Source organism: Litorivita sp. NS0012-18, from assembly GCF_040371945.1.
Classification (GTDB): Bacteria; Pseudomonadota; Alphaproteobacteria; order Rhodobacterales; family Rhodobacteraceae; genus Litorivita.
Genome location: NZ_BAABWS010000001.1, coordinates 788,591 through 812,279, shown reverse-complemented (window position 1 = coordinate 812,279; position 23,689 = coordinate 788,591). Strand labels below are relative to the sequence as shown.

At 61.5% G+C, this 23,689-nt stretch carries 19 protein-coding genes, 1 tRNA gene and 2 pseudogenes; 12 read left to right on the top strand and 10 right to left on the bottom strand.

All coding sequences use genetic code 11. The features are described from left to right. The first annotated feature begins 37 nt into the window (after positions 1-37). Positions 38-1,936 carry a bifunctional sugar phosphate isomerase/epimerase/4-hydroxyphenylpyruvate dioxygenase family protein gene (locus ABWV64_RS03855; RefSeq protein ID WP_353342957.1) on the top strand — a complete coding sequence of 633 codons (1,899 nt, stop codon included), beginning with the start codon at positions 38-40 and terminating at the stop codon, positions 1,934-1,936. 23 nt (positions 1,937-1,959) lie between these two features. Here ABWV64_RS03855 and modC read toward each other — a convergent pair whose 3' ends face one another. Genes modC through modA form a run of 3 tightly spaced genes read right to left on the bottom strand, consistent with a single transcriptional unit; the run spans position 1,960 to position 4,559 of the window. Then, entirely contained in the window at positions 1,960-3,054 is a 1,095-nt protein-coding gene (gene modC / locus ABWV64_RS03850; protein WP_353342956.1) for a molybdenum ABC transporter ATP-binding protein, read from the bottom strand. Then, the gene (modB, locus tag ABWV64_RS03845; protein WP_353342955.1) at positions 3,051-3,743 is read right to left on the bottom strand and encodes a molybdate ABC transporter permease subunit; all 693 of its coding nucleotides are present in this window, start codon (positions 3,741-3,743) and stop codon (positions 3,051-3,053) included. Before modB ends, modC begins: the two co-directional genes overlap by 4 nt. Before the next feature lie 3 nt (positions 3,744-3,746). Further along, positions 3,747-4,559 carry a molybdate ABC transporter substrate-binding protein gene (gene modA / locus ABWV64_RS03840; protein WP_353342954.1) on the bottom strand — a complete coding sequence of 271 codons (813 nt, stop codon included), beginning with the start codon at positions 4,557-4,559 and terminating at the stop codon, positions 3,747-3,749. A gap of 809 nt (positions 4,560-5,368) precedes the next feature. Here modA and ABWV64_RS03835 point away from each other — a divergent pair. Next, positions 5,369-5,798 (top strand): annotated as a pseudogene (locus ABWV64_RS03835) (IS3 family transposase); the annotation flags it as partial. Continuing rightward, positions 5,789-6,247 carry a tyrosine-type recombinase/integrase gene (locus tag ABWV64_RS03830; protein WP_353342953.1) on the top strand — a complete coding sequence of 153 codons (459 nt, stop codon included), beginning with the start codon at positions 5,789-5,791 and terminating at the stop codon, positions 6,245-6,247. The pseudogene ABWV64_RS03835 and the gene ABWV64_RS03830, both read left to right, overlap by 10 nt. Positions 6,248-6,308: 61 nt before the next feature. Here the strand turns inward: ABWV64_RS03830 and ABWV64_RS03825 are convergent. Continuing rightward, positions 6,309-6,382, bottom strand: a tRNA-Cys gene (locus ABWV64_RS03825). Between the two features lie 24 nt (positions 6,383-6,406). Here ABWV64_RS03825 and ABWV64_RS03820 point away from each other — a divergent pair. The 4 genes from ABWV64_RS03820 to ABWV64_RS03805 all read left to right on the top strand — a co-directional run bounded on the left by ABWV64_RS03820 (position 6,407) and on the right by ABWV64_RS03805 (position 10,378). Next, on the top strand, positions 6,407-6,622 hold the full coding sequence (locus ABWV64_RS03820) for a hypothetical protein (RefSeq protein ID WP_353342952.1): 216 nt from the start codon (positions 6,407-6,409) through the stop codon (positions 6,620-6,622). A 137-nt stretch (positions 6,623-6,759) separates the two neighbouring features. Beyond that, positions 6,760-7,416: a protein-L-isoaspartate O-methyltransferase family protein gene (locus ABWV64_RS03815; protein ID WP_353342951.1), complete on the top strand. Its 657-nt coding sequence runs from the start codon at positions 6,760-6,762 to the stop codon at positions 7,414-7,416. 104 nt (positions 7,417-7,520) lie between these two features. Then, positions 7,521-8,978: a TolC family outer membrane protein gene (locus ABWV64_RS03810; protein ID WP_353342950.1), complete on the top strand. Its 1,458-nt coding sequence runs from the start codon at positions 7,521-7,523 to the stop codon at positions 8,976-8,978. 86 nt (positions 8,979-9,064) lie between these two features. Further along, positions 9,065-10,378 (top strand): hypothetical protein, encoded by a 1,314-nt coding sequence (locus ABWV64_RS03805; RefSeq protein ID WP_353342949.1) that lies wholly within the window; start codon positions 9,065-9,067, stop codon positions 10,376-10,378. A 15-nt stretch (positions 10,379-10,393) separates the two neighbouring features. On the opposite strand, the gene ABWV64_RS03800 is transcribed toward ABWV64_RS03805, so the two are convergent. Together ABWV64_RS03800 and ABWV64_RS03795 are read right to left on the bottom strand one after the other, a co-directional pair. Further along, positions 10,394-11,854 (bottom strand): cobyric acid synthase, encoded by a 1,461-nt coding sequence (locus ABWV64_RS03800; RefSeq protein ID WP_353342948.1) that lies wholly within the window; start codon positions 11,852-11,854, stop codon positions 10,394-10,396. A gap of 151 nt (positions 11,855-12,005) precedes the next feature. After that, a complete protein-coding gene (locus tag ABWV64_RS03795; RefSeq protein WP_353342947.1) occupies positions 12,006-12,326 on the bottom strand; it encodes a DUF6280 family protein in 321 nt (106 codons plus the stop codon). A gap of 214 nt (positions 12,327-12,540) precedes the next feature. Between ABWV64_RS03795 and efp the strand changes: the two genes are divergently transcribed. Then, positions 12,541-13,104, top strand: coding sequence for an elongation factor P (gene efp, locus ABWV64_RS03790; RefSeq protein ID WP_353342946.1), 564 nt, complete (start codon positions 12,541-12,543; stop codon positions 13,102-13,104). A gap of 66 nt (positions 13,105-13,170) precedes the next feature. Here the strand turns inward: efp and ygfZ are convergent, their stop codons facing one another. After that, positions 13,171-13,929, bottom strand: a complete 759-nt coding sequence (gene ygfZ, locus ABWV64_RS03785; RefSeq protein WP_353342945.1) for a CAF17-like 4Fe-4S cluster assembly/insertion protein YgfZ — start codon at positions 13,927-13,929, stop codon at positions 13,171-13,173. 68 nt (positions 13,930-13,997) lie between these two features. Between ygfZ and ABWV64_RS03780 the strand changes: the two are divergent. Further along, positions 13,998-14,615, top strand: a pseudogene (locus ABWV64_RS03780) (TIGR04283 family arsenosugar biosynthesis glycosyltransferase); the annotation flags it as partial. On the opposite strand, the gene ABWV64_RS03775 reads toward ABWV64_RS03780, so the two are convergent. Beyond that, positions 14,557-16,533 carry an ABC transporter ATP-binding protein gene (locus tag ABWV64_RS03775; RefSeq protein WP_502902610.1) on the bottom strand — a complete coding sequence of 659 codons (1,977 nt, stop codon included), beginning with the start codon at positions 16,531-16,533 and terminating at the stop codon, positions 14,557-14,559. The pseudogene ABWV64_RS03780 and the gene ABWV64_RS03775 overlap by 59 nt on opposite strands. A 341-nt stretch (positions 16,534-16,874) precedes the next feature. Here ABWV64_RS03775 and ABWV64_RS03770 point away from each other — a divergent pair, with 341 nt between their 5' ends. Then, entirely contained in the window at positions 16,875-18,125 is a 1,251-nt protein-coding gene (locus ABWV64_RS03770) for a pyridoxal-phosphate-dependent aminotransferase family protein (RefSeq protein ID WP_353342944.1), read from the top strand. On the opposite strand, the gene ABWV64_RS03765 is transcribed toward ABWV64_RS03770, so the two are convergent. Continuing rightward, positions 18,093-19,208: a pyridoxal phosphate-dependent aminotransferase gene (locus ABWV64_RS03765; RefSeq protein ID WP_353342943.1), complete on the bottom strand. Its 1,116-nt coding sequence runs from the start codon at positions 19,206-19,208 to the stop codon at positions 18,093-18,095. The genes ABWV64_RS03770 and ABWV64_RS03765 overlap by 33 nt on opposite strands. 98 nt (positions 19,209-19,306) lie before the next feature. Between ABWV64_RS03765 and ABWV64_RS03760 the strand changes: the two genes are divergently transcribed. Then, positions 19,307-19,474 (top strand): Tat pathway signal protein, encoded by a 168-nt coding sequence (locus tag ABWV64_RS03760; protein WP_353342942.1) that lies wholly within the window; start codon positions 19,307-19,309, stop codon positions 19,472-19,474. An 86-nt stretch (positions 19,475-19,560) separates the two neighbouring features. Beyond that, complete coding sequence (locus ABWV64_RS03755) at positions 19,561-20,349, top strand: crotonase/enoyl-CoA hydratase family protein (protein WP_353342941.1); 789 nt, start codon at positions 19,561-19,563, stop codon at positions 20,347-20,349. 126 nt (positions 20,350-20,475) lie between these two features. On the opposite strand, the gene ABWV64_RS03750 is transcribed toward ABWV64_RS03755, so the two are convergent. Next, complete coding sequence (locus ABWV64_RS03750; protein ID WP_353342940.1) at positions 20,476-23,625, bottom strand: valine--tRNA ligase; 3,150 nt, start codon at positions 23,623-23,625, stop codon at positions 20,476-20,478. Positions 23,626-23,689 lie beyond the last annotated feature (64 nt).

Sequence of the window (23,689 nt, the reverse complement as noted above, 5' to 3'; positions counted from 1 at the left end):
GTGGGCGCAACGCCCGTATTCAGCAGGAGGCAAGGCGATGAAAACCTCGATCGCGACGGTATCAATTTCGGGAAATCTGCAAGAAAAGCTGGAAGCGATCAGCGCCGCAGGCTTTGACGGGATCGAGATTTTCGAGCAAGATTTCATTGCGGATGCCGGAACGCCGCGTGAGATCGGCCAAATGATCCGCGATCACGGGCTGGCGATCGACCTGTTCCAACCCTTCCGCGATTTCGAAGGCCTGACCGGCGCGCAGCGTGACAAGGCATTCGATCGCGCCGAGCGAAAATTCGATCTAATGCAAGAGCTTGGCACTGATCTGATCCTGATTTGCTCTTCGGTCCACAAAGACGCGCGCGGCGGAATTGATCGCGCCGCCGAGGATTTCAACGCCCTTGGCGAGCGCGCGGCAAAACGCGGTCTGCGTGTCGGTTACGAGGCTTTGGCATGGGGCCGTCATGTCAATGACCATCGCGACGCATGGGAGATTGTGCGTCGCGCCGATCATGCCAATGTCGGGATCATTCTCGATAGTTTTCATACCCTTGCGCGCAAAATCGATCCTGAAACCATTCGCAGGATTCCGGGCGACAAGATCTTCTTTGTCCAACTGGCCGATGCGCCCGCGATTGACATGGACCTGCTCTATTGGTCGCGCCATTTTCGCAATATGCCAGGCGAGGGGGATTTGGACATCACGGCCTTCATGCAGGCCGTTGCCGCGACAGGCTATGACGATGTGATCAGCCTTGAAATCTTCAACGACCAGTTTCGCGGCGGCAATCCCAAAACGGTTTCGCGCGACGGCCATCGCAGCTTGATCAACTTGATGTCGGATGTGGTCGCGCGCGAGCCGGATGTGACGCAAAGCTATCCGGTTCTGCCGCCGCGCTCGGATGTCTTGGGGGTGGAGTTTGTCGAATTCGCCAGCAAGGGCGCAGAGGCAGAGCGGCTTGAGAATGCATTGAAAACGATGGGATTTTCCAAGGCGGCGCATCATAAATCGAAACGGGTAAATGTCTGGCGCCAAGGCGATATTCGTATCGTGGTGAACACCGAAGAGACCGGCTTTGCCCATTCCGCCTTTGTCGCGCATGGCACCGGCGTGACGGATATCGGCCTGAAGGTATCGGATGCGGCCGCCACGATCGAGCGCGCGCGCAAGCTGGGCGCAGAGCCGTTTTCGCAGCCCGTTGGCCCTGCCGAGATGGATATTCCGGCCATTCGCGGGGTGGGCGGCTCGCTCATGCGGTTTGTCGACGATGTCAGCGGATTGTCGCAGGTTTGGGACGTCGAGTTTGATGCTACCCCTGACGTGGGAACGCCTGCGGGGCTGACGCGTGTCGATCATGTGGCCGAAACGATGAACTATGATGAAATGCTCAGTTGGTCGTTGTTCTATACGGCGATTTTCAACATGCAGCGCGCGCCGATGGTCGATGTTGTCGATCCTGACGGGTTGGTGCGCTCGCAAGCCTTGCAGGCCCCGCACGGCGGAGATACGCGCGCCTTGCGGATCACGCTCAACGGGGCCGAGAGCCACCGGACGCTGGCGGGGCATTTTCTGGCCGATAGTTTCGGCTCGGCGGTGCAGCACGTCGCCTTTGCCTGCGACGATATTTTTGCCACCGCCGATGCCTTTGAGGCGCGCGGGTTCAAGGCGCTGCCGATGACCGAGAATTACTATGCCGATCTGGCGGCGCGCTTCACGCTTGGCGAGCCGGAGCTGGCCGCGATGAAGCGCCACAATATCCTCTATGACGAGGATGAAACCGGCCGCTTTTTTCAGCTCTACAGCCAGCCGCTCGGCGACGGATTGTTCTTCGAGATCATCCAACGGACCGGCGCATATGACGGTTATGGCGCGCCCAATGCTCCGTTCCGCACCGCGGCGCAAAAGCGGCTGATCCGGCAAAAAGGCATGCCGCGAGTTTGATGTAATGATTTTAAATCAACGCTCTACGGCGCGTTCTTGCCCGCAATGTTTTCCTTTGCCACCGAAACGGCCTTGAGCACGGCATAGACGTCTTGCCCTGCGGTCAGTCCGAGGGTGTTGATCGAACGGCGTGTGACGCGCGCCAAAAGCACGCTCTCGCCTGCGCTCAGTTGCACCAATGCGCCAGGGCCTTGGCCGATACGAATGTCGCGGATTTTCACGGGCAGGATATTGAGCGCAGAGATGCCTTCGGGGCGGCGGGTGGCGATCATCACGTCTTGCGCCTCGACATGCACGCGCAGCGGCGCGCCCAGATCGCCGCTCACCCGCGGCACCCAAAGGCGCAGATCGCCCAGTGCCAATTCGGTCAGCCCGTCGCTGTCATGGCCTGCAATGCGCGTCTCGATCACGGCGCCTGCCGCGCGCGCGCCCATGGGCGTGACGCGCGGATCTCCCAAAACCTGCGCTGCCGCGCCCACGCTCAAGACCTTGCCGTTCTCCAGCGCCACAACGGTTGTGGCCAACCGCGCCACTTCGCTGGGCGCGTGGCTGACATAGAGGATCGGGATCGACAATTCGTCGCGCAGCCGCTCGAAATAGGGCAAGATCTCTTGTTTGCGTGCTTCGTCCAATGCGGCCAAGGGTTCATCCGCAAGGATCATGCGCGGCGCGGCCAAAAGCGCGCGGCCGATGGCAACGCGTTGCCGCTCGCCGCCCGACAGGCTGGCGGGACGGCGGTCCAGCAAATGCCCGATGCCGAGCATGTCCACAATATCGTCCATTCGGGCAGGGGGGTGCGATTTTGGTGCAAACCAGCGGCCATAGCGCAGGTTGTGTTTGACCGATAGATGCGGAAAAAGCCGCGCGTCTTGAAAAATATAGCCGATGCGCCTGCGGTGCGGCGGCAACCAAATGCCCCGCGCTGTATCGCATAGCACCTCGCCCGCGACACGGATTGTCGCACGGTCGGGGCGCAGCAATCCGGCCACCGCATTGATCAATGTTGTCTTTCCCGATCCTGACGGGCCGTAGAGCACCGTGAGCCCCTTGGGGGCGTCAAAGGCGGCCTCCAGCGTGAAATCGCCCAGTCGGTGGGTGAGGGAGACCGAAAGGCTCATTGACCTGCCACCCGTTTTGCGAGCCGCCGTGCGAGGACTTCGGAGGCAATAAGCGCGGCCATGGCAAGAGCGACCGAGACGATCACAAGGCGTAGCGCGGCGGCTTCACCGTCGGGGACCTGCAAGAAGCTGTAGATCGCGGACGGCAGGGTTTGCGTTTGGCCCGGAATGTTCGACACAAATGTGATCGTCGCGCCAAATTCTCCCATCGCTTTGGCAAAGGCAAGGATGGCCCCCGCCAAAAGCCCTGGCGCAATCAGCGGAAGGGTGACGGTGCAAAAGACCCATAATCTGGAGGCGCCCAAAGTGGCGGCGGCTTGTTCTAGCTTGGGGTCAACGGCCTCGATCGACAGGCGCAGCGCGCGCACCATCAAGGGAAAGCCCATAATGGCGGCGGCCAGCGCGGCCCCGCTCCAGCGAAAAGCGATGCTAACCCCGATCTCGCCCAGCAGTCGGCCGAAGGGACCATGCGGACCAAAGCCGAGCAGGAGCAAATAGCCGGTGACAACGGGCGGTAAAATCAGCGGCAGATGCACCAATCCGTTGAGCAGTTGTTTGCCCGCAAATTCCTTGCGCGCCAAAAGGTAGGCAACGGCAATTCCTACGGGCAGCGATAGCAAGGTTGCCCAGAACGAGACCTTCAGCGACAGCATCACGGCTTGCCATTCTTGGGGGCCGAGCCACGACATATCCTATTGCTCCGGCACGATAAAACCGTGCGTTTCAAAAATGGATCGGGCGACCGGCGCGCGCAGATAGGCCAAGAAAGCCAGAGTTTCGGCGCCGGTGTTGAGTGCGGCAGCGGGGTAGGTGATGGCGGGATGCGCATCGGCGGGGAAGGTGGCAAGGATGCGCACCCGCGGGTCGGCGCGCGCATCCGTGGCATAGGTGATGCCAAGCGGGGCCGCGCCCGTAGCGACCAATGCCAGCGCCGCGCGCACATTGTCGGTTTGCGCGACATGGGGGGCTATGCCACGCCACAGGCCGAAGTGTTCCAAAGCGGCTTTGCCGTAGATGCCAGCGGGCACCGCATCAATCAAGGCCAGTGCCAAGCGTCCCCCGCCGAGCAGGGCTTTGAGGTCAAGCTCGGGTCCAAGGGTGACAGCGCCATGCCCCGCCGCGCCAATCAGCACAAGGCGATTGCCCAAAAGGTCAAAGCGTTGGCTTTGGGCGATCAGCCCCTCGGCCTCGATACGGTCCATCCATGCCCCGTTGGCCGATATGAAAATATCTGCCGGAGCGCCGCGGCGTATTTGCTGTGCAAGGGTCGAGGAGCCGGCGAGGGAGAGGGTGATATCCTCGCCGGTCTCGTCCTCGTAGCGGGCGACCACATCGTTAAGCGCGCTCATCAAGCTGGCGGCGGCAAAGACCGTGACCGGCGCGCTATCTGCGTTGCCGCGCGCTGCGCCGAGCAGGGCGAGCAGGCAGGCTGCAATCAGGGCGCGGGGCACGGAGCGATAGAGCAGGCGGAACATGAGCGTGGCTTGGCCTTTGTTTTCATTCACCAAACATATCGCCGCGCGAAGGGCGCGGATGCAAGGTATCTTTTTGGCGCATGCAGTTCCGCTGGCTTACACAGAACGGCGCTCGTGATCATGGGCGAATGGAGCGGCCAAAGCCCAAACGTGGCCTCGGTCTAATGGCTGCCATTTGCTTGGCCGCGTGGCGGGCAGTCAGGTGGGCTGACCTGTGCGGAGGCGACAGGATCGGCTAGGGCCCCTTCTACAAATGCAAGCGCAAGTCTGGCGGTCAGGCCATAAAAACTAACCCCTTCGGCACTGCTCGTAGGCCGCCAAGACCTAAAGCGTCTGTCTCTACGCCCGTTGAAGCCCGATCCCGACTGACATGGCGGATAGGAATGGCAACGCCGCCTAGATGTTTTCAGGGGTCACGATTCCGAATGGGATTGTGCATTGCGACGTTTGGCGAGGCTCTTTGGTGGAAATCGCTTCGACCATATTTTGAACCAGTGCACTCGAAATTGGCCCAAGAGGGTGACAGAGCGCAGCGGTAATCAGGCCCTCCGTAAGCCCCTTTCTGGCTTCCGGTCCAAGGTCCCTGCAAACAAGTTTAATGTTATGTCTTCGTTCCAAGGGGGTCTCTCGCAGCGCCCTAAGCACGCCGGAAATGCCCCCGCCCACGATCAATATGCCCACAACATCTTCCGACGTTTGTAATAGATCGCGCACCATCTCATACGCATTTTGGGAATCTTCATGCGTCGCGCGACTTTCATCTACGGTCAGATTACCCGCAAACACAAGGTGACGACCATTGCCCGACAGGCGATTGCAAAGCAATCTGCCGCGAGGGGGACAGCGATCACAGGTTCGATATCACGCCTAACCTGCTGGAGCGCGACTTCAACGTTGACGCGCCCAACCAAAAGTGGGCGGGCGATATCAGTTACACTTGGACGCGTGAGGGGTGGTTGTATCCGGCTGTCATTCTGGACCTGCATTCAAGGCGCGCGATCGGCTGGGCTGTGAGCAACCGTATGAAACGTGACCTTGCAATCCAGCCGCTGCAGATGGCTGACTGTATTCAGCGCACCGCCCAAAGCCTGCATTCGTCACTCGGATCGCGGGTCGCAACATTGTTCACGCGATTACCAATAGAACCCGCGTCAACATGGGTTCAGGATGTCAATGTCTTGCAAAGACAGTTGCGATGATAATGCGGCGGTCGACACCTTCTTCAATACCCTCAAGGCTGAGTTAATCTGGCGAAGGTCATGGAACTCTGCGTTGGCACGGGGCAACGGATCGGAGACGTCTTGGAAATGCGCTGGTCTGATATTCAGGACGGCGCAGTATTTGTGCGGCAGAACAAAACCAATAAGGAACTTTGGGTTCCGATACTTCCGGAGCTTCAAGCCGCGCTCGACGTGGCAAGTCGCCATTCGGTTTTCCTTTTGACCAATGAGAGAGGCACGAACCGTTGGTCCTATCGCGGGGCCTCTCAGGCCGTGCGCAAGATAAGGGCGGCGGTGGGCGCGCTCGACTATGACATTCACAGCTGGCGCTACAATGCGGCTTGCGAGTTGCTGGAGGCGGGCTGCGGCGATGATCTTATCGCTGCGGTGACGGGCCAAAGTCCTGCAATGGTCAGTCATTCCACAAAGCAGGTGCGCCAGAAGATCAGGGCGAAAGAAGCGCAGCAGAAGGGAACGGAACAAAAACGGAATGTTTAGACGTTTGCTTAGACGTCAAGATTGTCGTCAAAGCGTATCGTGCTAAGTCATTGAAAGTAAGTGGAGGCGAGTACCGGAATCGAACCGGTGTACACGGATTTGCAATCCGCTGCGTCACCACTCCGCCAACTCGCCCCGCGTGGTGTTGGAAGGCCAGTTTTGAGCGCCTCCATGGGGTTGAACGCGATGCGAATTGCTCTGGTGATGGCTTTCGCGCTCGGTTCTGGCCGCCTTATTGCGGGTTTTGAGGGTCTTGTCCAGCCCGCTTGCGCGCGAATTTTGCTCCGAATGAAACGTGCCGCGAAAGGGGCTGCTCGCCATGCGCTGGCGGTGCGGAAAAGCAACGGCGTGACGCGTGAATTTACGCTTTACTGAGGTTTTGCGGTGATGAAGGGGGCATGTGCGGTGCCGATCGGGCGCGGCATGGGGATTTCGCGGTCTAACCCGTTGCCGCGGCGGGGCTTCTATGCCACATAGGGGCCTTAGGGAATCTGAACGCATGAGTTTAGTACATGACAGACTTTAACGCTCGCCGGACCATGATGGTCGATACTCAAATTCGCCCTTCCGATGTAACAAAATTCCCCGTGATCGATGCCATGCTCGATATCGCGCGCGAAGATTTTGTGCCGACGGATGCGCGCGAGGCCGCCTATGTTGGCGAGAATGTTCCGCTCGGGCCTCGCTCTCGCGTGGTTCTCGATCCGCGCGTATTGGCCAAAATGCTCGACGGGCTGGACATCCAGCCCACCGAGTTGGTGCTCGATATCGGCAGCGGGCTGGGCTATTCGACCGCCGTGATCGCGCGGATGGCGCAGGTCGCGGTGGCGCTTGAAGAGGACGAAAGCCTTTGCGCGGACGGGCAGGCGGCCTTGTCGGCTTGCGGTGCGGATAACGTCGTGACCCAATGCGCCCCGCTCGCCGAAGGCGCGCCCGAGCATGGCCCCTACGACGTGATTGTCTTGCAAGGTGCGGCGGTGCATGTGCCGGATACGATTTTGGCACAGCTCAAAGAAGGCGGGCGGATCGGCGCGATCATGATGGAGGGTAACCTCGGGGTTGCGCGCATCGGATATAAGATTGATAGCGAGATCAGCTGGCGGTTTGCGTTTAACGCAACTGCGCCAGTCTTGCCCGGGTTTGACAAAGAGCCGGCCTTCGCGCTTTGACATAGCGCGGCGCGCGGTTTTTTTGATGGCGCGGCGGTGGATTGGTGCGAGACGCCCGACGCTTCAAACGAGCGGGCGGCGACAATGACAGAGGGAGCAGGGCGATGAAGCCTGTGCAATTTGCGCGCACGGCGCGCTTTGGAAAGATCGGGCGCGGACGCATTGCGGCGGGCGCCGCTCTTGTCTTGGCGTTGGGGTTTGCCCAAACAACGGCGCTGCGCGCCGAAACCCTCGCCGATGCAATGGTCAGCGCCTATAACCATTCCGGCCTGTTGGAGCAAAATCGCGCGGTGCTGCGTGCGGCAGATGAAGGCGTCGCGCAGGCGGTGTCGGCATTGCGCCCTGTGTTGAGATTCACGGCAGGCGTCACCCACAATTACGGGCATGGAACATCATTCCAAAGCGGTGCTCTGGTCTCTGGCGGCTCGGTGTCCAACCAAGGGTCGATGGGCATCACGGCGCAATTGGTGCTCTATGCGGGCGGTCAGAACAAGCTCAACGTCGAACTTGCCAAAGAGGCGGTTCTGGCCACGCGCCAGCAATTGATCAACGCCGAGCAAACCGTGCTTTTGAATGCTGTGGGCGCCTTTATGGAAGTGCGGCGGCAATATGAGTTCGTCAGCTTGCGGCAAAACAACCTGCGTTTGATCCGCGAAGAGCTGCGCGCTGCGCGGGACCGGTTTGAAGTCGGCGAAGTGACACGAACAGATGTGAGCCTCGCCGAGGCGCGGCTTGCGGCGGCGCAATCGGGATTGGCCGCAGCGCAGGGCGCGTTGGTTCAGGCACAAAACCTCTATGCCAATGTTGTCGGGCATAAGCCCAAGAGCCTGAGCCCGCCGCCTGCGGTGCCGCGCACAGCCTCCGGCATGGAAGCGGCCAAAGCGGCGGCGATCCGCAACCATCCCTTGATGATTGCCGCGCAGCATGAGGTGAGGCAATCGGAGTTGAACGTCGCCGTGGCCGACGCCAGCCTTAAGCCGACGGTGAACCTTGAGGCGACCTACGGCAAATCCGGCACCTTCGGATCGCCCGTCGAGAACACCGGTGGTTATGTTCAATTGGGCATGAGCCAGCCGATTTACCAAGGCGGGCGCCTGTCGTCGTTGCAACGCGCGGCGATGGCGCAGCGTGATCGCGCCCGCGCGGCCTTGCACGTCACGCGCCATGATCTCGCGCAATTTGCCGCCGATGCCTATGCGGGTTTGCAAGTGGCGCGGGCCAGCCGCGAGGCGGGCAGCTTGCAAGTGCGCGCCGCGCGCGTGGCCTTTCGCGGTGTGCGCGAAGAGGCGACATTGGGCGCACGCACCACGTTGGACGTGCTCAACGCCGAGCAAGAGCTGCTTGATGCGCAGGCCTCGCTGATCTCGGCTGTGGTCGATGAACAGGTCGCTGCATATACCGTTTTGGCCCGCATGGGCGCGCTGACGGCGAAAAACCTGCGTCTTGGTATCCAAGAATACGATCCGGTCGATTACTATAACAAAGTTAAGACGGCCCCCGCCGGAAAATCACAGCAGGGCCGTGACTTAGACCGCGTTTTGCGCGCGATTGGAAAAAATTAAAATTTCGCTGATAAGCTCTTGCGGTGACGGTTGTGAGAATCCCGACGTCGGGTTAACATGCCCCTGAGGCAAGAGTGGTGCGAAAAATGTCCGATCCGGTTACCAATATCGAAATCGAAGATGTATTGTCGTCGATCCGTCGGCTTGTGTCTGGCGAGGCGGGTAAACCCGCGCGGCGCAGCACATTGAACACCGAGGCCGGTAGAGGCGCGCCTGCCGAACGCGAGAGCGATCCCGCGCCGCAAGGTAGCGCGCAGCCAGAGCAGGCCGCAGCCTCTCAGGCGCCTGTTCCTTCCACTGAAACCTCGTCTGACCTTGCCGCGCCGCAGGCGGCCGATCTTGCTCAACATGATGACGCGGCCGCGCCAGCGGAAGAGGGCGAGGGGTTCGATTGGACCAATCACTTGCCGCCCGAACGTCTGGCGCAGGTGCAAAACACCGCAGAGCCGGTTGCAGAGCCGGAGGAGGCGCGCGGCGACGGGGCAGCGGAGGGCGCGCAGGCGGAGGACAGTGCCGAGCCGGAGGCCAATGCCGCGCCTCAGCCCGAACGCTTGATGTTGACGCCGGCTTTGCGCGTGGACCATTTCCCCGAAGCCGAAGCCGAAGCCGAAGCCGAAGCCGAAGCCGAACCTCTTGTCGCGCAAGAGAACGAGATGCACGATGACGAGCAGGAGGCCCTAGCGGATGTTTTCCGCGAGGATGAACCTTTTGTGTTCGAAGGCGACCACAAGCTGACGGATTATGCTAATGACGCCCCTGACACCGCTGACGCCGAAGTGGCCGCGGCGGACGCAGGCCAGTCCGAAGACGAGATGGCTCTGGACGGCGGCGATGCGGCGCCCGCGGATGTCTGGGCGCAAGACGCCGACATGGACGCCCCTGCTGATGATCCGGCCATGGCCGAGGAGGGCGCGGAAGCCCCAGAAGACAGCCCGATTGATCCCGTTCTCAAAGCGCGTGTTGCCGCACTTGCGGCCGCAGTTGCAGGGCGGGGCGGTGAGTTCGAGCCGGAGGAAGGCGACGAAAGCCTGACCGCACAGAATGCTTCGCTGCAATGGGAAGACCATATTTCCGAGCAAGAGGCCGATTTCGCTGGGGCCGAAGCAGAGGCCGACGACGCGCGCGATGCGAATGTTGAACCCTTTGTCGCCAAGGCAGGCAACGCCGCCCCCGAAGCTACGATGGCCGAAGATATGGAAGCGGCAGGTTTTGATCACGCCGCCGCGGCGGGTGCCTCTGAAGACGAAGGATTTTTGGACGAGGATGCCCTGCGCGAGATGGTCAGCGAAATCGTGCGGCAAGAATTGCAGGGCGCTTTGGGCGAGCGGATCACCCGCAATGTGCGCAAATTGGTGCGCCGCGAGATCCAGCGAGCGCTCACCAGCCAGACGCTCGAATAACAGCTTCGGCGCGGCTTAGACCTCTTCGGCGAGAGCCAGCAGGCGGTCGAGATCGAGGTGGGTCTCCAGATGCTCGGCCAAGGCGTCGAGCACCTCTTCGACCCCTGTTTCATAGTCCAGCGTTGCCCGGGCGCCCAGCGTGGCAAGATAGCCTGCTCTGAACGCATCCGACGCGAAAAGCCCGTGTAGATAACATCCTTTGACGCGCCCGCTGGCATTGGCGGCGCCCTCGCTGCGCGCGCTGTCTTCGCCCCCGATCTCGAGCCATGCGCGCGCACAATCGGGGCCCGTGGTAGTGCCGATGTGGATTTCATAACCTGCGAGCGCCGCACCGCTGGCCATGTCGCGCGCTTGCGTCAGGGCAAGGCGTTTCTCGGGCTTCATTTCGGTCACGATATCGAGATGCCCCAAGCCAGCCACGCGGCTGGGCGGCCCTTCGATCCCGTCCGCGTCAATGATCTCGCGGCCAAGCATCTGGTAACCGCCACAAATGCCGAGCACATGCCCGCCCCGCCGGATGATCGCGGCAAGGTCGATATCCCAGCCTTGAGCGCGAAAATGCGCCAGATCGGCAATGGTAGATTTGCTTCCCGGAATGAGGACAAGATCAGCGTCTAAGGGCAGGGGGCGGCCCGCCTCAATAATGTCGATCGAAACATTGGCCTCGGCTGCGAGCGGATCAAGGTCGTCAAAATTGGCGATCCGTGCAAGACGCGGCACAACAATTTTGCAAGCACCGCCCTTGCGGGAGGCGATGTCCATGACGTCCTCTGCGGGCAGGCGCCAGCTTTGCTCGAACCAAGGCACAACGCCAAGCGCCTCCCAGCCGGACATGTCCGCCGTCGCGATCAAACCTTCGTCAAACAGGCGAACATCGCCGCGGAACTTATTGATTGCAAAGGCTTTGATGCGCGCGGCATCTTCGGGCGGCAGAACGGCTTTGGTGCCGACAATCTGCGCGATGACGCCGCCGCGATCAATGTCGCCAATGAGCACAACCGGCACGCCCGCCGCTTCGGCAAAGCCCATATTGGCGATGTCGCCCGCGCGCAGGTTGATCTCGGCGGGGCTGCCCGCGCCCTCGATGAGAACCAGATCCGCCGAAGCAGCGAGGCGGTGAAAACTTTCCAAAGCGGGCGCGAGGAGTTGGGGCTTGGCTTTGGCGTAATCGCGGGCCTTGAGGGTGGCAAAGCGTTTGCCTTGCACGATGACTTGCGCGCCGATCTCGCTTTCGGGTTTGAGCAGGACGGGGTTCATATCGGTATGCGCCGCGCGGCCCGCCGCGCGGGCTTGTAGGGCTTGGGCACGGCCGATCTCGCCGCCGTCTTCGGTTACGGCGGCATTGTTCGACATATTTTGTGGTTTGAACGGCGCGACCGAAAGGCCACGGCGCAGATAGGCGCGGGCCAATCCGGCCACCAACATGGATTTGCCGACATTGGAGCCAGCGCCCTGTATCATGATCGCTTTTGCCATCTCGCCTCATCCTTCGCGCCTCTGGATGCAGATAGCGCCTCAAGCGCGGCTTGCAAAGCCTTCGCGCGGCCTTGGCAGGGCATGAAAAAAGCGCGCCCTGCAGCAAGGGCGCGCTTTTGTTTGTTTCGGGCCGAGGCGCGATAGGGCGGCGTTATGCCGCTTCGGCTTGAAGCGCCGCCGAGCGGCGTTCGCTTTCTTCGCGCGACAGGGCCACCGAGGTGCGCACACCTTTGGCAACGAAATCCATCAAGCCGGTCACAACGCGCTCGTTCGGGTCAATACCCGCGCAAGACAGCACTTCACGGCCATCACGCGAACGTGCCCAACGAGCGATCTGCTCGGGACCATTCCCGTATTTCTTGTCATCAGCAATTGCATCATCAAGAGCAGCCAGTACGACGGCTGCAAAGAGTTTACGCGCACGGTTGCCCTGTTCGTTATTATAGGCCGTGCCGTCAACGAAATCTCGCATGTTTCGTCCTTTTGTTATTGGTCTTGTGTTTCGGGCGTGGCGCTGGTTATGACGGGTTCGAACCGATTCGGATAGGCCGCAGGTGCATAGCTTGTATGCGCTGATCGCATATCTCGAAAGATCCGGCCGATATATCGTCATCTTGCCACGGGTCTCTGCCCCAGATATAGGGGCGGTCACATCTCGTTCAACCTTTTGCCCAGGTTCTGCCACAATGCCAAAAATTAACGGAAACGAAATTCGCCCCGGAAACGTTCTGGAGCATAACGGCGGTCTTTGGGCCGCGGTCAAAGTCGATCACGTCAAACCCGGTAAGGGGGGCGCTTTCGCTCAGGTCGAGATGCGCAACCTGCGCAACGGCTCGAAATTGAACGAACGCTTTCGCAGCGCCGATAAGGTCGAGCGCGTGCGTCTTGAGCAAAAAGACATGCAGTTCCTTTATGAAAGCGACGGCATGCTGAGCTTTATGGATACGGAAACTTACGATCAGGTTGAATTGCCCGCCGAATTGCTCGGGGATCGTCGCCCGTTCTTGCAAGACGGTATGACCATCGTCGTCGAGTTTCACGAGGCCGAGGCGCTCAATGCAACCGTGCCGCAAAAGGTCACCTGCAAGATCGTCGAGACCGAGCCTGTGGTGAAAGGGCAGACCGCTGCCAACAGCTTCAAGCCTGCGATTTTGGACAATGGCGTGAAGGTCATGGTGCCGCCCTTCGTGGGCAATGACGAAGAGATCGTCGTGAACACCGAAACGATGGAATATTCCGAGCGCGCCTAAAGTCGCCGCGTCACAATTATTTGAAGCGCCCGTTTGGAGGAAATCCAAGCGGGCGTTTCGCGTTTCCTAGGGCTGAGGCGTGATCTTCGCAGGGCCTGCGGTCATATCCGCGCCGATGCGGTCAAAGCGCAGGTAGGCAAGCGCCCGCCCGCCCGATTGGCTATAGAGGGTTCCGGCCTCTTTTCCGCCCGCAAGGATCGGCGTGCCAACGGGCGCGGTCCCGTCCATCGCAACCTGCACCAAACCTTTGCGCAGTTCGGTCTTGTGCTTCATCCGCGCGGTGACCTCTTGGCCCACGTAGCAGCCTTTGCGAAAATCCACGCCGCTGAGCCGCTCGAAGCCCATTTCGAGCAGATAGCTGTCGGGGGTCAGTTCTATGCCGGTCTGCGGGATGATATGCGCCACATAGAGATCAAGCCAATCGGTCCCGTCCTCGGGCAGCGCCGCCTCGCCGTAGAGCCGCCATCCCAGCGCCGCGCTGCGCGGGTCGGGCAGGGCGCCTTGGGGCGCAGGGCCGGTGCCGCGCGAGACATGCAGGTTGCTGGGCGAAATCGTCACATCGGCGCGCAATTTATACATGCCCAGCCGTTGCACCAGCATCGGCGCAATCGCGGCGTCCACGTCCAGTAGATATCCGCTGGGCAGGGCGGTCAGAAAGAAATCCGCTAGATATTTTCCCTGCGGCGTCAAAAGCGCGGCATAGCAAAGCGCACCCTTGGCGCGGGCGATGTCATTGCTGATCAAGCCTTGCAAGAAATGCGCGGCGTCCGCTCCGGTGATCTCGAACAGGGCGCGATCCGCACCCGCCGTTTGCCCATGTGTCATTTTCGTCTCCCGTCCTGCGCATGGATGTCATATAGGAACCTTCAAGACTGGCAACAGGGGAGAGAGCCATGCGCGCGCCGCTTAGCGTTATCATACCGGTTCTCAACGCCGCACCCGCTTTGCCGGCCTGCCTTGCCGCCTTGATGGAGGGGCTGGAGGCGGGCGTGATCCGCGAAGTGATCGTCACGGATGGCGGCAGTACCGATGACAGCGCGCGGATTGCCGAAGCCGTCGGCGCGATTTGGGTCAGCGGCCCTGCCTCGCGCGGCGGGCAATTGCGGCGCGGCGCGGCGGCGGCGGGGGGCGAGTGGCTCTTGGTGCTCCATGCCGATACCGTCTTGCCGCAAGGGTGGAGCGAGGCCCTGCGCCGCCATATGGAGGGCCATCGCGCCAAGGCCGGATATTTCGATCTCTCCTTTGATGCGCACGGGGCCGCGCCGCGTTTGGTCGCGGGCTGGGCCAATCTGCGCTCGCGCCTCTTTGCGCTGCCTTACGGGGACCAAGGCCTGCTTGTGCCGCGCGCGCTTTATGACGAACTTGGCGGTTATGCCGACATCGCATTGATGGAAGACGTGGCTTTGGCGCGCGCCTTGGGGCGTGCGCGGCTGCGTCCTTTGGGGATGCGCGTTAAAACCAGCGCCCGAAGATACGCGACAGAAGGGTACCTGCGTCGCGGGAGCCGGAATTTGCTCTTGCTGCTGCGCTATCTTTGCGGCGCTTCGCCGAGGCGTCTTGCGCACGCTTATCGGCGGACGGACCGCTCGTCTTGAATTGCAAGGCGTGCAAGTCGGCATAGACCCCGCCGCGCGCCAGAAGCTCTTCATGGCGACCCTCGTCGACGACCCGTCCGCGGTCCATCACCACGATCTTATCGGCCCCGTGCACCGTCGACAGCCGATGCGCGATGACCAATGTGGTGCGCCCTTTGGCGAGCCGGTCCAGCGCGTCCTGCACGACCTTTTCCGATTGCGCATCAAGGGCCGAGGTCGCCTCGTCCAACAGCAGGATCGGCGTATCGCGCAGCAGGGCGCGGGCGATGGCGACGCGCTGCCTTTGCCCGCCCGATAGGTTCGATCCGCGCGGGCCCACGGGCGTGTCGAGGCCTTGTGGCAATTTGGCGAGGAAATCGCTGACATGGGCGGCATCGAGCACCTCGCGCAGGCGCGCCTCGCTCACGTCCTCGCGGCCCAACAGGATATTCTCGCGCAGGGTTTCGTCAAACAACAGCGCATCTTGGCTCACCACCGAGAACAATCCGCGCAGGGCTGCGAGGTCCATATCCTGCGCGGCCGTTCCGCCGATCTCGACCGTGCCGCTGACAGGATCAATCAGGCGCGTCAAAAGGTTGAAAACCGTGGATTTTCCGGCGCCGGAAGCCCCGACAAGCGCCGTGGTTTTCCCGGCCTTGGCGGTGATCGTCGCGCCGTTCAAAACCCGCGCATCGCCGTAGTCGAGCACCACATCGCGCAGCGCCACATCGGGCGTCTGGGTCGGTGCGGGCTTGCCGCCTGCGGGGGAGGTGATGCGCGGGGTTTCATCCATCAAGGCTTTGACGCGTTCCAGCCCTGCGGCGGCGACCTGCCATGTGCCCGAAACGGCGCCAAGGCGGCGCAGCGGCTCGAAAGCAAGGCCGATGGCGGTGAAGAACGTCATGAAATCGCCCACGGTTTTCTCGCCTGCGATGATCTCGGCCCCGCCAAAGATCAGCACGCCAAAGAACCCAAGGCCCGCCATGATGTCGATCATCGCGGGGATCGCGGCTGCGCCTGCTTGGGCGCGCACTTCGGTGCGCACCAAACGGTCGGTGAGCGATGCATACTGCGCGCTTTGGTAGTCTTCGAGACGGTTCAGCTTGATCGGGATGATGCCGTGGAACACCTCGTCGAGACGGGTTGCCAAAGTGGCGCCAAGATCACGCGCACGGCGCGATTGGCGGCGCACGAAGCGTTGCACCAAGGAGGAGGGCAGTACCAAGATCGGCGCGCCGAAACAGGCCACCAAGGTCCATTTCCAATCGACCGAGACCGCCACGCCCAACAGCACCACCAGCGCAACCGCGTCGCGCCCCGCACCGGTGATGATGGCGTTCCAGACCTGATTGATCGAGGCGACATCGGTTTGCACCCTTTGGATCAAGAAACCGGGCGGATGGGATTGATGAAAGCTGCCGTCAAGGCGCATGAGCCGCGCCAGAAGGTCTTTGCGCAGATCGGCGGCGGAGCCTTGCGAGATGAGGGCAAGAAAGAATTTTTGCGCCACCGAAGCGACAGCGCGCACGACAAAGATCGCCAGAATCGAAAATCCGACCCACCACAGCGCGGTCTTGTCGCCTGCGACGAAGACCTCGTCGAACATGGGTTTCATGATTTTCGCCAAAGCGCCCAGCATTGATCCTTCAAGTGCCATGAAGAACAGCGCCGCCAAGAGCAGCCAAAGGCGCGAGCGCAGGTATCCGCGCCACAGCCAGCGCAGCAAAGCGCCCGATGTCTCCTCGCCGTTCGGTTTGGGCGCGGTCGGTGCGGTGGGCGCGGTCGGCGGCACTGAAACCGCCGGCTCTGCACCCGTGGCGGGAGCTGTGTTTTGGTCTTTGGGGAACTCGCTCACAGGTCGGGCGGCTTTCGGTTTGGGGCGCGGGCACAGCCGCTTGGTTGGCCGATGAATAGGCCGTGCGAGAGGCAAGAGCAAGCTTGGCGCGCCCGCGCCTGCGCTCGGGTCCACCCTCATGCCCGCCCTCAAGCCTGTCCGCTCGCCCGTCCTTATAGCGGTCCTCGCGCGCCCTTGTGATCGCAACCGGGCGGGGCATGATACCGTAGGACCACGGGGCACCCCCGTTGCGACAGCTGCGGCGATTGACGCCCCGCGATCTGCGGCTAAAGCTGGGGGCTTGATTGATGTGCGGGCGCTCAAAGATGCCTTTGCCCGCCGATCCCACCGGAGACCCGCCCATGACCCTTGCCCAAGGCCGTCCCTACCTCGCTATTCCTGGCCCCTCGGTGATGCCCGACCGCGTGCTTCAGGCGATGCACCGCCCTGCGCCGAACATCTATGAGGGCGCGCTCGAAGAGATGGTTGAAGGGGTGATCCCAGACCTGAAATCTGTGGCACGCACATCGGGGCGCGTGGCGATCTATATCGCCAACGGGCACGGCGCGTGGGAGGCGGCCTTGGCCAATATCGCCGTTGACGGCGCGCGGGTCTTGATGCCCGCAACGGGGCGTTTTGGCCATGGCTGGGCGGAAATGGCGCGCGGATTGGGCATCGGGGTCGAGATGATCGATTTCGGCCGCGCCGCGCCAATTGATCCGTCGCGTGTCGAGGAGACCTTGCGGGCCGATCTGTCATCGGGGCGCGCGCCGATCACGGCGGTGATCGCGTCGCATGTCGATACGTCAACGTCTATTTTGAATGATATCAAAGCGCTGCGCGCTGCGATTGATGCGGCGGGGCATCCGGCTTTGCTCATGGTGGATTGCATCGCTTCACTGGCTTGCGACCGCTTCGAGATGGATGATTGGGGCGTTGATGTCATGGTCGCGGCGAGCCAGAAGGGCCTCATGGTGCCGCCCGGATTAAGTTTTGTGTTCTATTCGGGCAAGGCCGAAGCGGTGCGCGCCGATGTGCCGCGCGTGAGCCACTATTGGGATTGGACCCCGCGCGGCGCGGCGCAGATGTTTTATCAGTATTTCGGCGGGACCGCCCCGACCCATCACCTTTACGGGCTGCGCGAGGCCTTGGATATGCTCGCCGAAGAAGGGCTGGAAAATGTCTGGTCACGGCATCGCACTTTGGCGCGGTCCATTTGGGCGGCGGCGCAAGCCTGGGGGCAGGGCGGGCCTTTGCACCTCAACGTGGCCGATCCGGCGCTGCGCAGCTCGGCTGTGACGGCTTTGGGGCTGGGCGGCAAGGACGGGCTGCGCCTGCGCAAATGGTGCGAGGCCAATACCGGCGTGACCCTCGGGATCGGGCTTGGCATGGATACGCCCGAGGACCCCAATAGCGAAGGGTTTTTTCGCATCGGCCATATGGGCCATCTCAACCCGCATATGATTTTGGGCATGCTCGGCTCTGTGCAATCGGGCTTTACCGCGTTGGATATTCCCTTTGGAACGGGCGGTTTAGAGGCCGCAATTGCGGTGATCGCAGAGGTCGCGAAGGCCCCTGCCTCAAGCGCGGGCGGCGGCCAGTGCTGCGGGTAGGGCCGCGGCCAAAGCGGCAAGGTCCTCGGGCCGGCCGCAGCTGATGCGGATGCATCGGTCTTGCGGGGCGACAAAGGGCATGCGCACGAAGATGCCGCGCGTGGTCAATTCGCCCAAAACCTTGCGGGCGAAATCGCCAGTCGCGCCGCAATCCACCGCGACGAAATTGGTGGCCGACGGCAGCGCGCTCAATCCGTTGTTGTGCGCGATCGCGCCAATCTCGGCGCGCGCTGCGGCGACTTTGGCACAGGTTTGCGCAAGCCAATCTTGATCCGCGAGTGCCGCCAATGCCCCCGCTTGCGCCGCGCGGTTCATGCCGAAATGATTGCGGATTTTCTCGAAAGAGCGGATCAGCTCCGCCGCCCCGAAGGCATAGCCCACTCGCGCCCCCGCCATGCCGTAAGCCTTTGAAAACGTGCGCATACGGATCACGCGCGGATCGTCTATGGCAATGTCTGGCACGGCGTCCTTAGGGGCAAATTCTGCATATGCCTCATCCAACAGCAACAAACATCCATCCGGCAAATCACTCAAAGCCGCTGTGATATCCGCGCCGCGCGTATAGCTGCCCATCGGATTGTCGGGATTGGCGAAATAGACCAGTTTCGCGCCAACCTCACCCGCGCGCGCGATCAAAGCGGGCAGGTCTTCGGCGTCATCGCGGTAGGGCACCATTTCGAGCGCCCCGCCAAAACCCGCCACATGGTAGTTGAAGGTGGGATAGGCTCCGCTTGAGGTGACCACCTTATCGCCAGCCTCGATAAGCAAGCGCACCAGATAGCCAAGCAAACCGTCGATGCCTTCGCCGACGACGATATGCTCCATAGCGCAGCCAAGATGCGCGGCCAAAGCGGCCCGCAGATCATAGCTTTCAGGATCGGCATACATCCATATGTCCTGCGCAGCCTCCTGCATCGCGGCGATGGCGTGCGGCGAGGGGCCAAAGACATTCTCGTTCGCCCCGAGGCGGGCGTCAAAGGCGGCGCCGCGCGCGCGCTCTTGGGCTTCGGGGCCGACAAAGGGGACCGAGGCAGGCAAACCGGAGGCGAGGGCGGTGTAGCGGGTGTGCGATGTGTGGCTCATGGCGCCAGATAATCCCATGCCCGCCGCGCTGGCAAGACGGCTTGAAACCTCTCCCGGTGCCCCCCATATCAAAGGCCTATCAACGGGAGGGCCACCTTATGCCTGATTTCACCCGCCGCGGTTTTCTGGCCGCATCGCTTGCCTCCGGCGCGGCGCTGCGTTTGCCGCAAATCGCCTCCGCGCCCGCCACACGGCGGGTTTTGACGCTGGTCTATGACAAATCCCTTGGCGCAATGCGCGCGGTTGAAAAGGTCGTGGCGCGATAGGCATGGCTTGTGCCGCGACGTTGCTCTGGATTTTCGCGCGCCGCGCCAACACAGTCTTCCTCGACCCTTGAGGAGGAGAAAAACAAATGGCCCGCGTCGACGTTACAATCGAAAACCACATTGCCCGCGTCACCTTGACCCGTGGTGACAAAATGAATGCCGTTGATCCCGACATGGCGCAGGCGATCATCGCGGCAGGAGAGCAAATCCTTGCCTCGACCGATGATATCCGCGCCGTCGTCATTTCCGGCGAAGGCCGCGCCTTTTGCGCGGGGCTTGATGTGGCCTCTTTCGCCAAACTGGCGGGCGAGGACCCCGTGGCACGGATCATGCCGCGCACCTTTGGTCCGTCGAATGATTTCCAACATCTGGTCATGGTCTGGCGCAAGATCGAAGTGCCGGTGATTGCGGCGCTGCACGGTGTGGCCTTCGGTGCGGGCTTCCAATTGGCCATCGGCGCTGATATCCGCATTTGCCATCCCGACACCAAACTGGCGATCATGGAGATGAAATGGGGCCTCGTGCCGGATATGGGCGGCATGGCGATCCTGCCGCATCTGACCCGCACCGATGTCATCCGCCGCATGACCTATACCGCCGAGCCCATCGGCGCGCAGCAGGCCTTTGATTGGGGCCTCGTGACCGAACTGAGTGATGCGCCCGTCGAGGCGGCGATGGCTTTGGCCACCACGATAGCCTCGAAAAGCCCCTCGGCGATGCGGGCCGCAAAACGGCTGATCACGGTCGCTGAAACCGCCGATGAAACGCTGGCCCTCTATGAGGAAAGCCGCGAACAAGCGGCGCTGGTGGGCGGCAAGGACCAGCTTGAAGTCATCGCTTCGAATATGGCGGGCCGCGCGCCGAAGTTCGGCTAACCTCTTACCTGCGATCATAAAAAGGGGCGGCATAAAAAACGCCGCCCCTTTGCAGGTTCTAAAAATATCCCCGCCGGAGGCATCCCGAAGGAGCCTCCGGCGCTGCCATTGGCGGAGGGCGCGCGCCTAGCCGATCTCGGCCAGCCGCGCCAATGCCGCCTTCAATGCCGCCTCTTCTTCCTCGCGCGCCTCCAGATTGGCGCGCGTTTCGGCGACCACCTCCTCGGGGGCGCTTTGGGCGAATTTCGGGTTGTTGAGCCGCCCGCGCAGACCGCCCAATTCCTTGGCCAGCTTGCCGATGGATTTCTCCAACCGCGCCTTTTCCTCCTCCACGTCGATGATATCGGCCAAGGGCAATCCGAAAACGCCGCCCGCCACGGGGATCGTCGCCGTGCCTTTGGGGAATTGAGCGACTTCCGTCACGCTATCCACCCGCGCAAGGCGCAAGATCATGGTCTCGTTGCGTGCATAGGCCGCGCGCCCCGCAGCATCCAACTCGGTATAGAGCATCGGCACTTTGAGCCCCGCAGGCACATGCATTTGCGCCCGCGCCGAGCGGATGTTCTCGATCAAGGCGATCACCCAATTCATCTCGGCGTCGGCCTCGGGGGTGATCAATTCCTCGCCATAGGTCGGCCAATCGGTATGGATAAGCATCTTGCCGCGGTCCGCGCCATTCGCGGCGGTCTCGCTCCATAGCTCTTCGGTGATGAAGGGCATGATCGGGTGGAGCAGGATCATCGATTGATCCAACACCCAACCCATGACCAATTGCGTTTCCGCCTTGAGGTCCTCGTCATCGCCTTGCAGCAGGGGTTTGGACAGTTCCACATACCAATCGCACACCTTGCCCCAGACAAAGGCATAAAGTCCCAGCGCCGCGTCGTTAAAGCGGTAGGCATCCAACGCCGCATCCACGTCGGCGCGCACTTTGGCGGTCTCGCCGATGATCCATTGGTTCACCGTGGCAGAGGCCTTGGGCACCTCAGGCGCGGGCGCGCCGTTGTCGTAGACCCCGTTCATTTCGGCAAAACGCACGGCGTTCCAGATTTTGGTGCCAAAATTGCGATAGCCTTTGATCCGCTCTTCGCTCAGCTTGAGAACCCCGCCAATCGCCGCCATGGCAGTATTGGTCATGCGCAACGCATCGGCGCCGTATTCGTCAATGATCTCAAGCGGATCAATGACATTGCCAGTGGTTTTCGACATCTTCTTGCCCTTCTCGTCGCGGACAAGCTGGTGCAAATAGATCGTGTGGAAGGGATCGGTCTCCATCACCGCATGGGACATCATCATCATCCGCGCGACCCAAAAGAACAGGATATCCTGTCCGGTGATGAGCACGTCGGTGGGGAAATAGGTCTTCAGCTCGGGCGTCTGTTCGGGCCAGCCCAGCGTGCCGAAGGGCCACAGGCCGGACGAGAACCATGTGTCGAGCACATCGCTGTCGCGCCACACCGGATAGACCAGATGGGTCGGGTCTTGGCTGGCGGTATAATCGGCCAAAGACGAGGCCAGCAGATGCATCGCGGCATTGCGGTCTTCGACTTCGACGATCCGCGCCGCGCTGATGGGCGTGGGCGTGTCGGCCAACTCGCCTCTGAACGCCGCGGTGACGGCGTCGAAACCCGCGGCGCAGTGCATCACATTTCCGGCGTGCATCATGCCGCCGTCGTTGAGTAAGCGCAGCATTTCGACCAGATCAAGCGCGCCATCGCCTTCGTCATCGACGAAATCGGGCGCCGAAAGGTCGAGACCATACCAAACCGGAATTTGATGCCCCCACCAAAGTTGCCGCGAGATGCACCAAGGCTCGATATTCTCGAGCCAGTGGTAATATACTTTCTCGCCGCTCTCGGGCATGATTTGGACACGGCCGGATTTCACGGCGTCCAAGGCGGGGCCGACGATTTTTTGCGTATCGACAAACCATTGGTCGGTCAGCATCGGCTCGATCACCACTTTGGAGCGATCGCCAAAGGGCTGCATGATCGGTTTGCTCTCGACATAGGGCACCACTTCGGTGACTTCGCTCTCGTTGCCGTCCTCGTCTTTGACTTTGCGGGTCTGCGTGATCATCACCGCAAGGCCCTCGTCGGTGATCTGTTGCACCACCGCTTTACGCGCTTCGAAGCGGTCCAGCCCGCGCAGTTCCTCGGGCACAAGGTTCAGCGTGTCGATCTCGGCTTCGGTAAATCCTGCGCCTTTGGAGATGTCCATCGCGCGGGCGGCGCAGTCCTCATAGGGCGCCCCGTCCGAGCGCATCGCGCCGCGGGTGTCCATCAACCGATACATCGGCAGGCCGCCGCGTTTGGCGACTTCATTGTCGTTGAAATCATGAGCGCCGGTGATCTTCACCGCGCCGGAGCCGAAGGCCATGTCGGGGTATTCGTCGGTGATGATCGGGATCAGGCGGCGGTGCTCTTTCGGACCCACCGGAATTTCGCACAATTTGCCGACGATGGGTGCATAGCGTTCATCATCGTGATGCACAGCCACGGCCCCGTCGCCGAGCATGGTTTCTGGCCGCGTGGTGGCAATCGAGATATAATCGCGCGTCTCGCGTAGGGTGACGTTGCCGTCCTCATCCTTCTCGACATACTCATAGGTGGCCCCGTCCGCGAGCGGGTATTTGAAATGCCACATATGACCAGGGGTTTCGATATTCTCGACCTCCAGATCGGAAATCGCGGTTTCGAAATGCGGGTCCCAATTGACCAGACGCTTGCCGCGCGTGATCAGCCCGTCCTCATACATTTTGACAAAGACCTTGATCACCGCATCGTGGAAGTTGCCTGTGCTGTCGGCTTCGGGCGCACCGGGGGCGCCGGACATGGTAAAGGCATTGCGCGACCAATCACAGGTCGAGCCGAGGCGCTTCAACTGGTTGATGATGGTGTCGCCGTATTGGCCTTTCCACTCCCAAACTTTTTCAAGGAATTTCTCGCGGCCGAGTTCGCGGCGGCCCGCGTTGCCCTGTGTGGCCAACATTTTCTCGACCTGCAATTGCGTGGCGATGCCCGCGTGGTCTTGACCCGGTTGCCAAAGGGTGTCGAACCCGCGCATCCGGTGCCAGCGCACCAAAATATCCTGAAGTGTGTTGTTGAAGGCATGGCCCACATGCAGCGCGCCGGTGACGTTGGGCGGCGGGATCATGATGGTAAAGCTCTCGTCGCGCGATTTATTCGCACCGGCTTTGAACGCGCCTGCCTCTTCCCATGTCTTGTAGATACGGGCTTCGGCTTCGGCAGCGTTGAAGGTCTTTTCCATGGCCATGGGGTATTGCCTTTCGGGTCGGTATTTTTGTGTTGTGGCGGGTTTATCCAATGTCTGGCCCAAG

Coding starts and splice junctions, on each gene's coding strand:
- ABWV64_RS03855 (WP_353342957.1), top strand. CDS start 38: ATGAAAACCTCGATCGCGACGGTATCAATTTCGGGAAATCTGCAAGAA.
- modC (WP_353342956.1), bottom strand. CDS start 3,054: ATGAGCCTTTCGGTCTCCCTCACCCACCGACTGGGCGATTTCACGCTG.
- modB (WP_353342955.1), bottom strand. CDS start 3,743: ATGTCGTGGCTCGGCCCCCAAGAATGGCAAGCCGTGATGCTGTCGCTG.
- ABWV64_RS03830 (WP_353342953.1), top strand. CDS start 5,789: ATGGAACTCTGCGTTGGCACGGGGCAACGGATCGGAGACGTCTTGGAA.
- ABWV64_RS03815 (WP_353342951.1), top strand. CDS start 6,760: ATGACAGACTTTAACGCTCGCCGGACCATGATGGTCGATACTCAAATT.
- ABWV64_RS03810 (WP_353342950.1), top strand. CDS start 7,521: ATGAAGCCTGTGCAATTTGCGCGCACGGCGCGCTTTGGAAAGATCGGG.
- ABWV64_RS03805 (WP_353342949.1), top strand. CDS start 9,065: ATGTCCGATCCGGTTACCAATATCGAAATCGAAGATGTATTGTCGTCG.
- ABWV64_RS03800 (WP_353342948.1), bottom strand. CDS start 11,854: ATGGCAAAAGCGATCATGATACAGGGCGCTGGCTCCAATGTCGGCAAA.
- ABWV64_RS03795 (WP_353342947.1), bottom strand. CDS start 12,326: ATGCGAGATTTCGTTGACGGCACGGCCTATAATAACGAACAGGGCAAC.
- efp (WP_353342946.1), top strand. CDS start 12,541: ATGCCAAAAATTAACGGAAACGAAATTCGCCCCGGAAACGTTCTGGAG.
- ygfZ (WP_353342945.1), bottom strand. CDS start 13,929: ATGACACATGGGCAAACGGCGGGTGCGGATCGCGCCCTGTTCGAGATC.
- ABWV64_RS03770 (WP_353342944.1), top strand. CDS start 16,875: ATGACCCTTGCCCAAGGCCGTCCCTACCTCGCTATTCCTGGCCCCTCG.
- ABWV64_RS03765 (WP_353342943.1), bottom strand. CDS start 19,208: ATGAGCCACACATCGCACACCCGCTACACCGCCCTCGCCTCCGGTTTG.
- ABWV64_RS03760 (WP_353342942.1), top strand. CDS start 19,307: ATGCCTGATTTCACCCGCCGCGGTTTTCTGGCCGCATCGCTTGCCTCC.
- ABWV64_RS03755 (WP_353342941.1), top strand. CDS start 19,561: ATGGCCCGCGTCGACGTTACAATCGAAAACCACATTGCCCGCGTCACC.
- ABWV64_RS03750 (WP_353342940.1), bottom strand. CDS start 23,625: ATGGCCATGGAAAAGACCTTCAACGCTGCCGAAGCCGAAGCCCGTATC.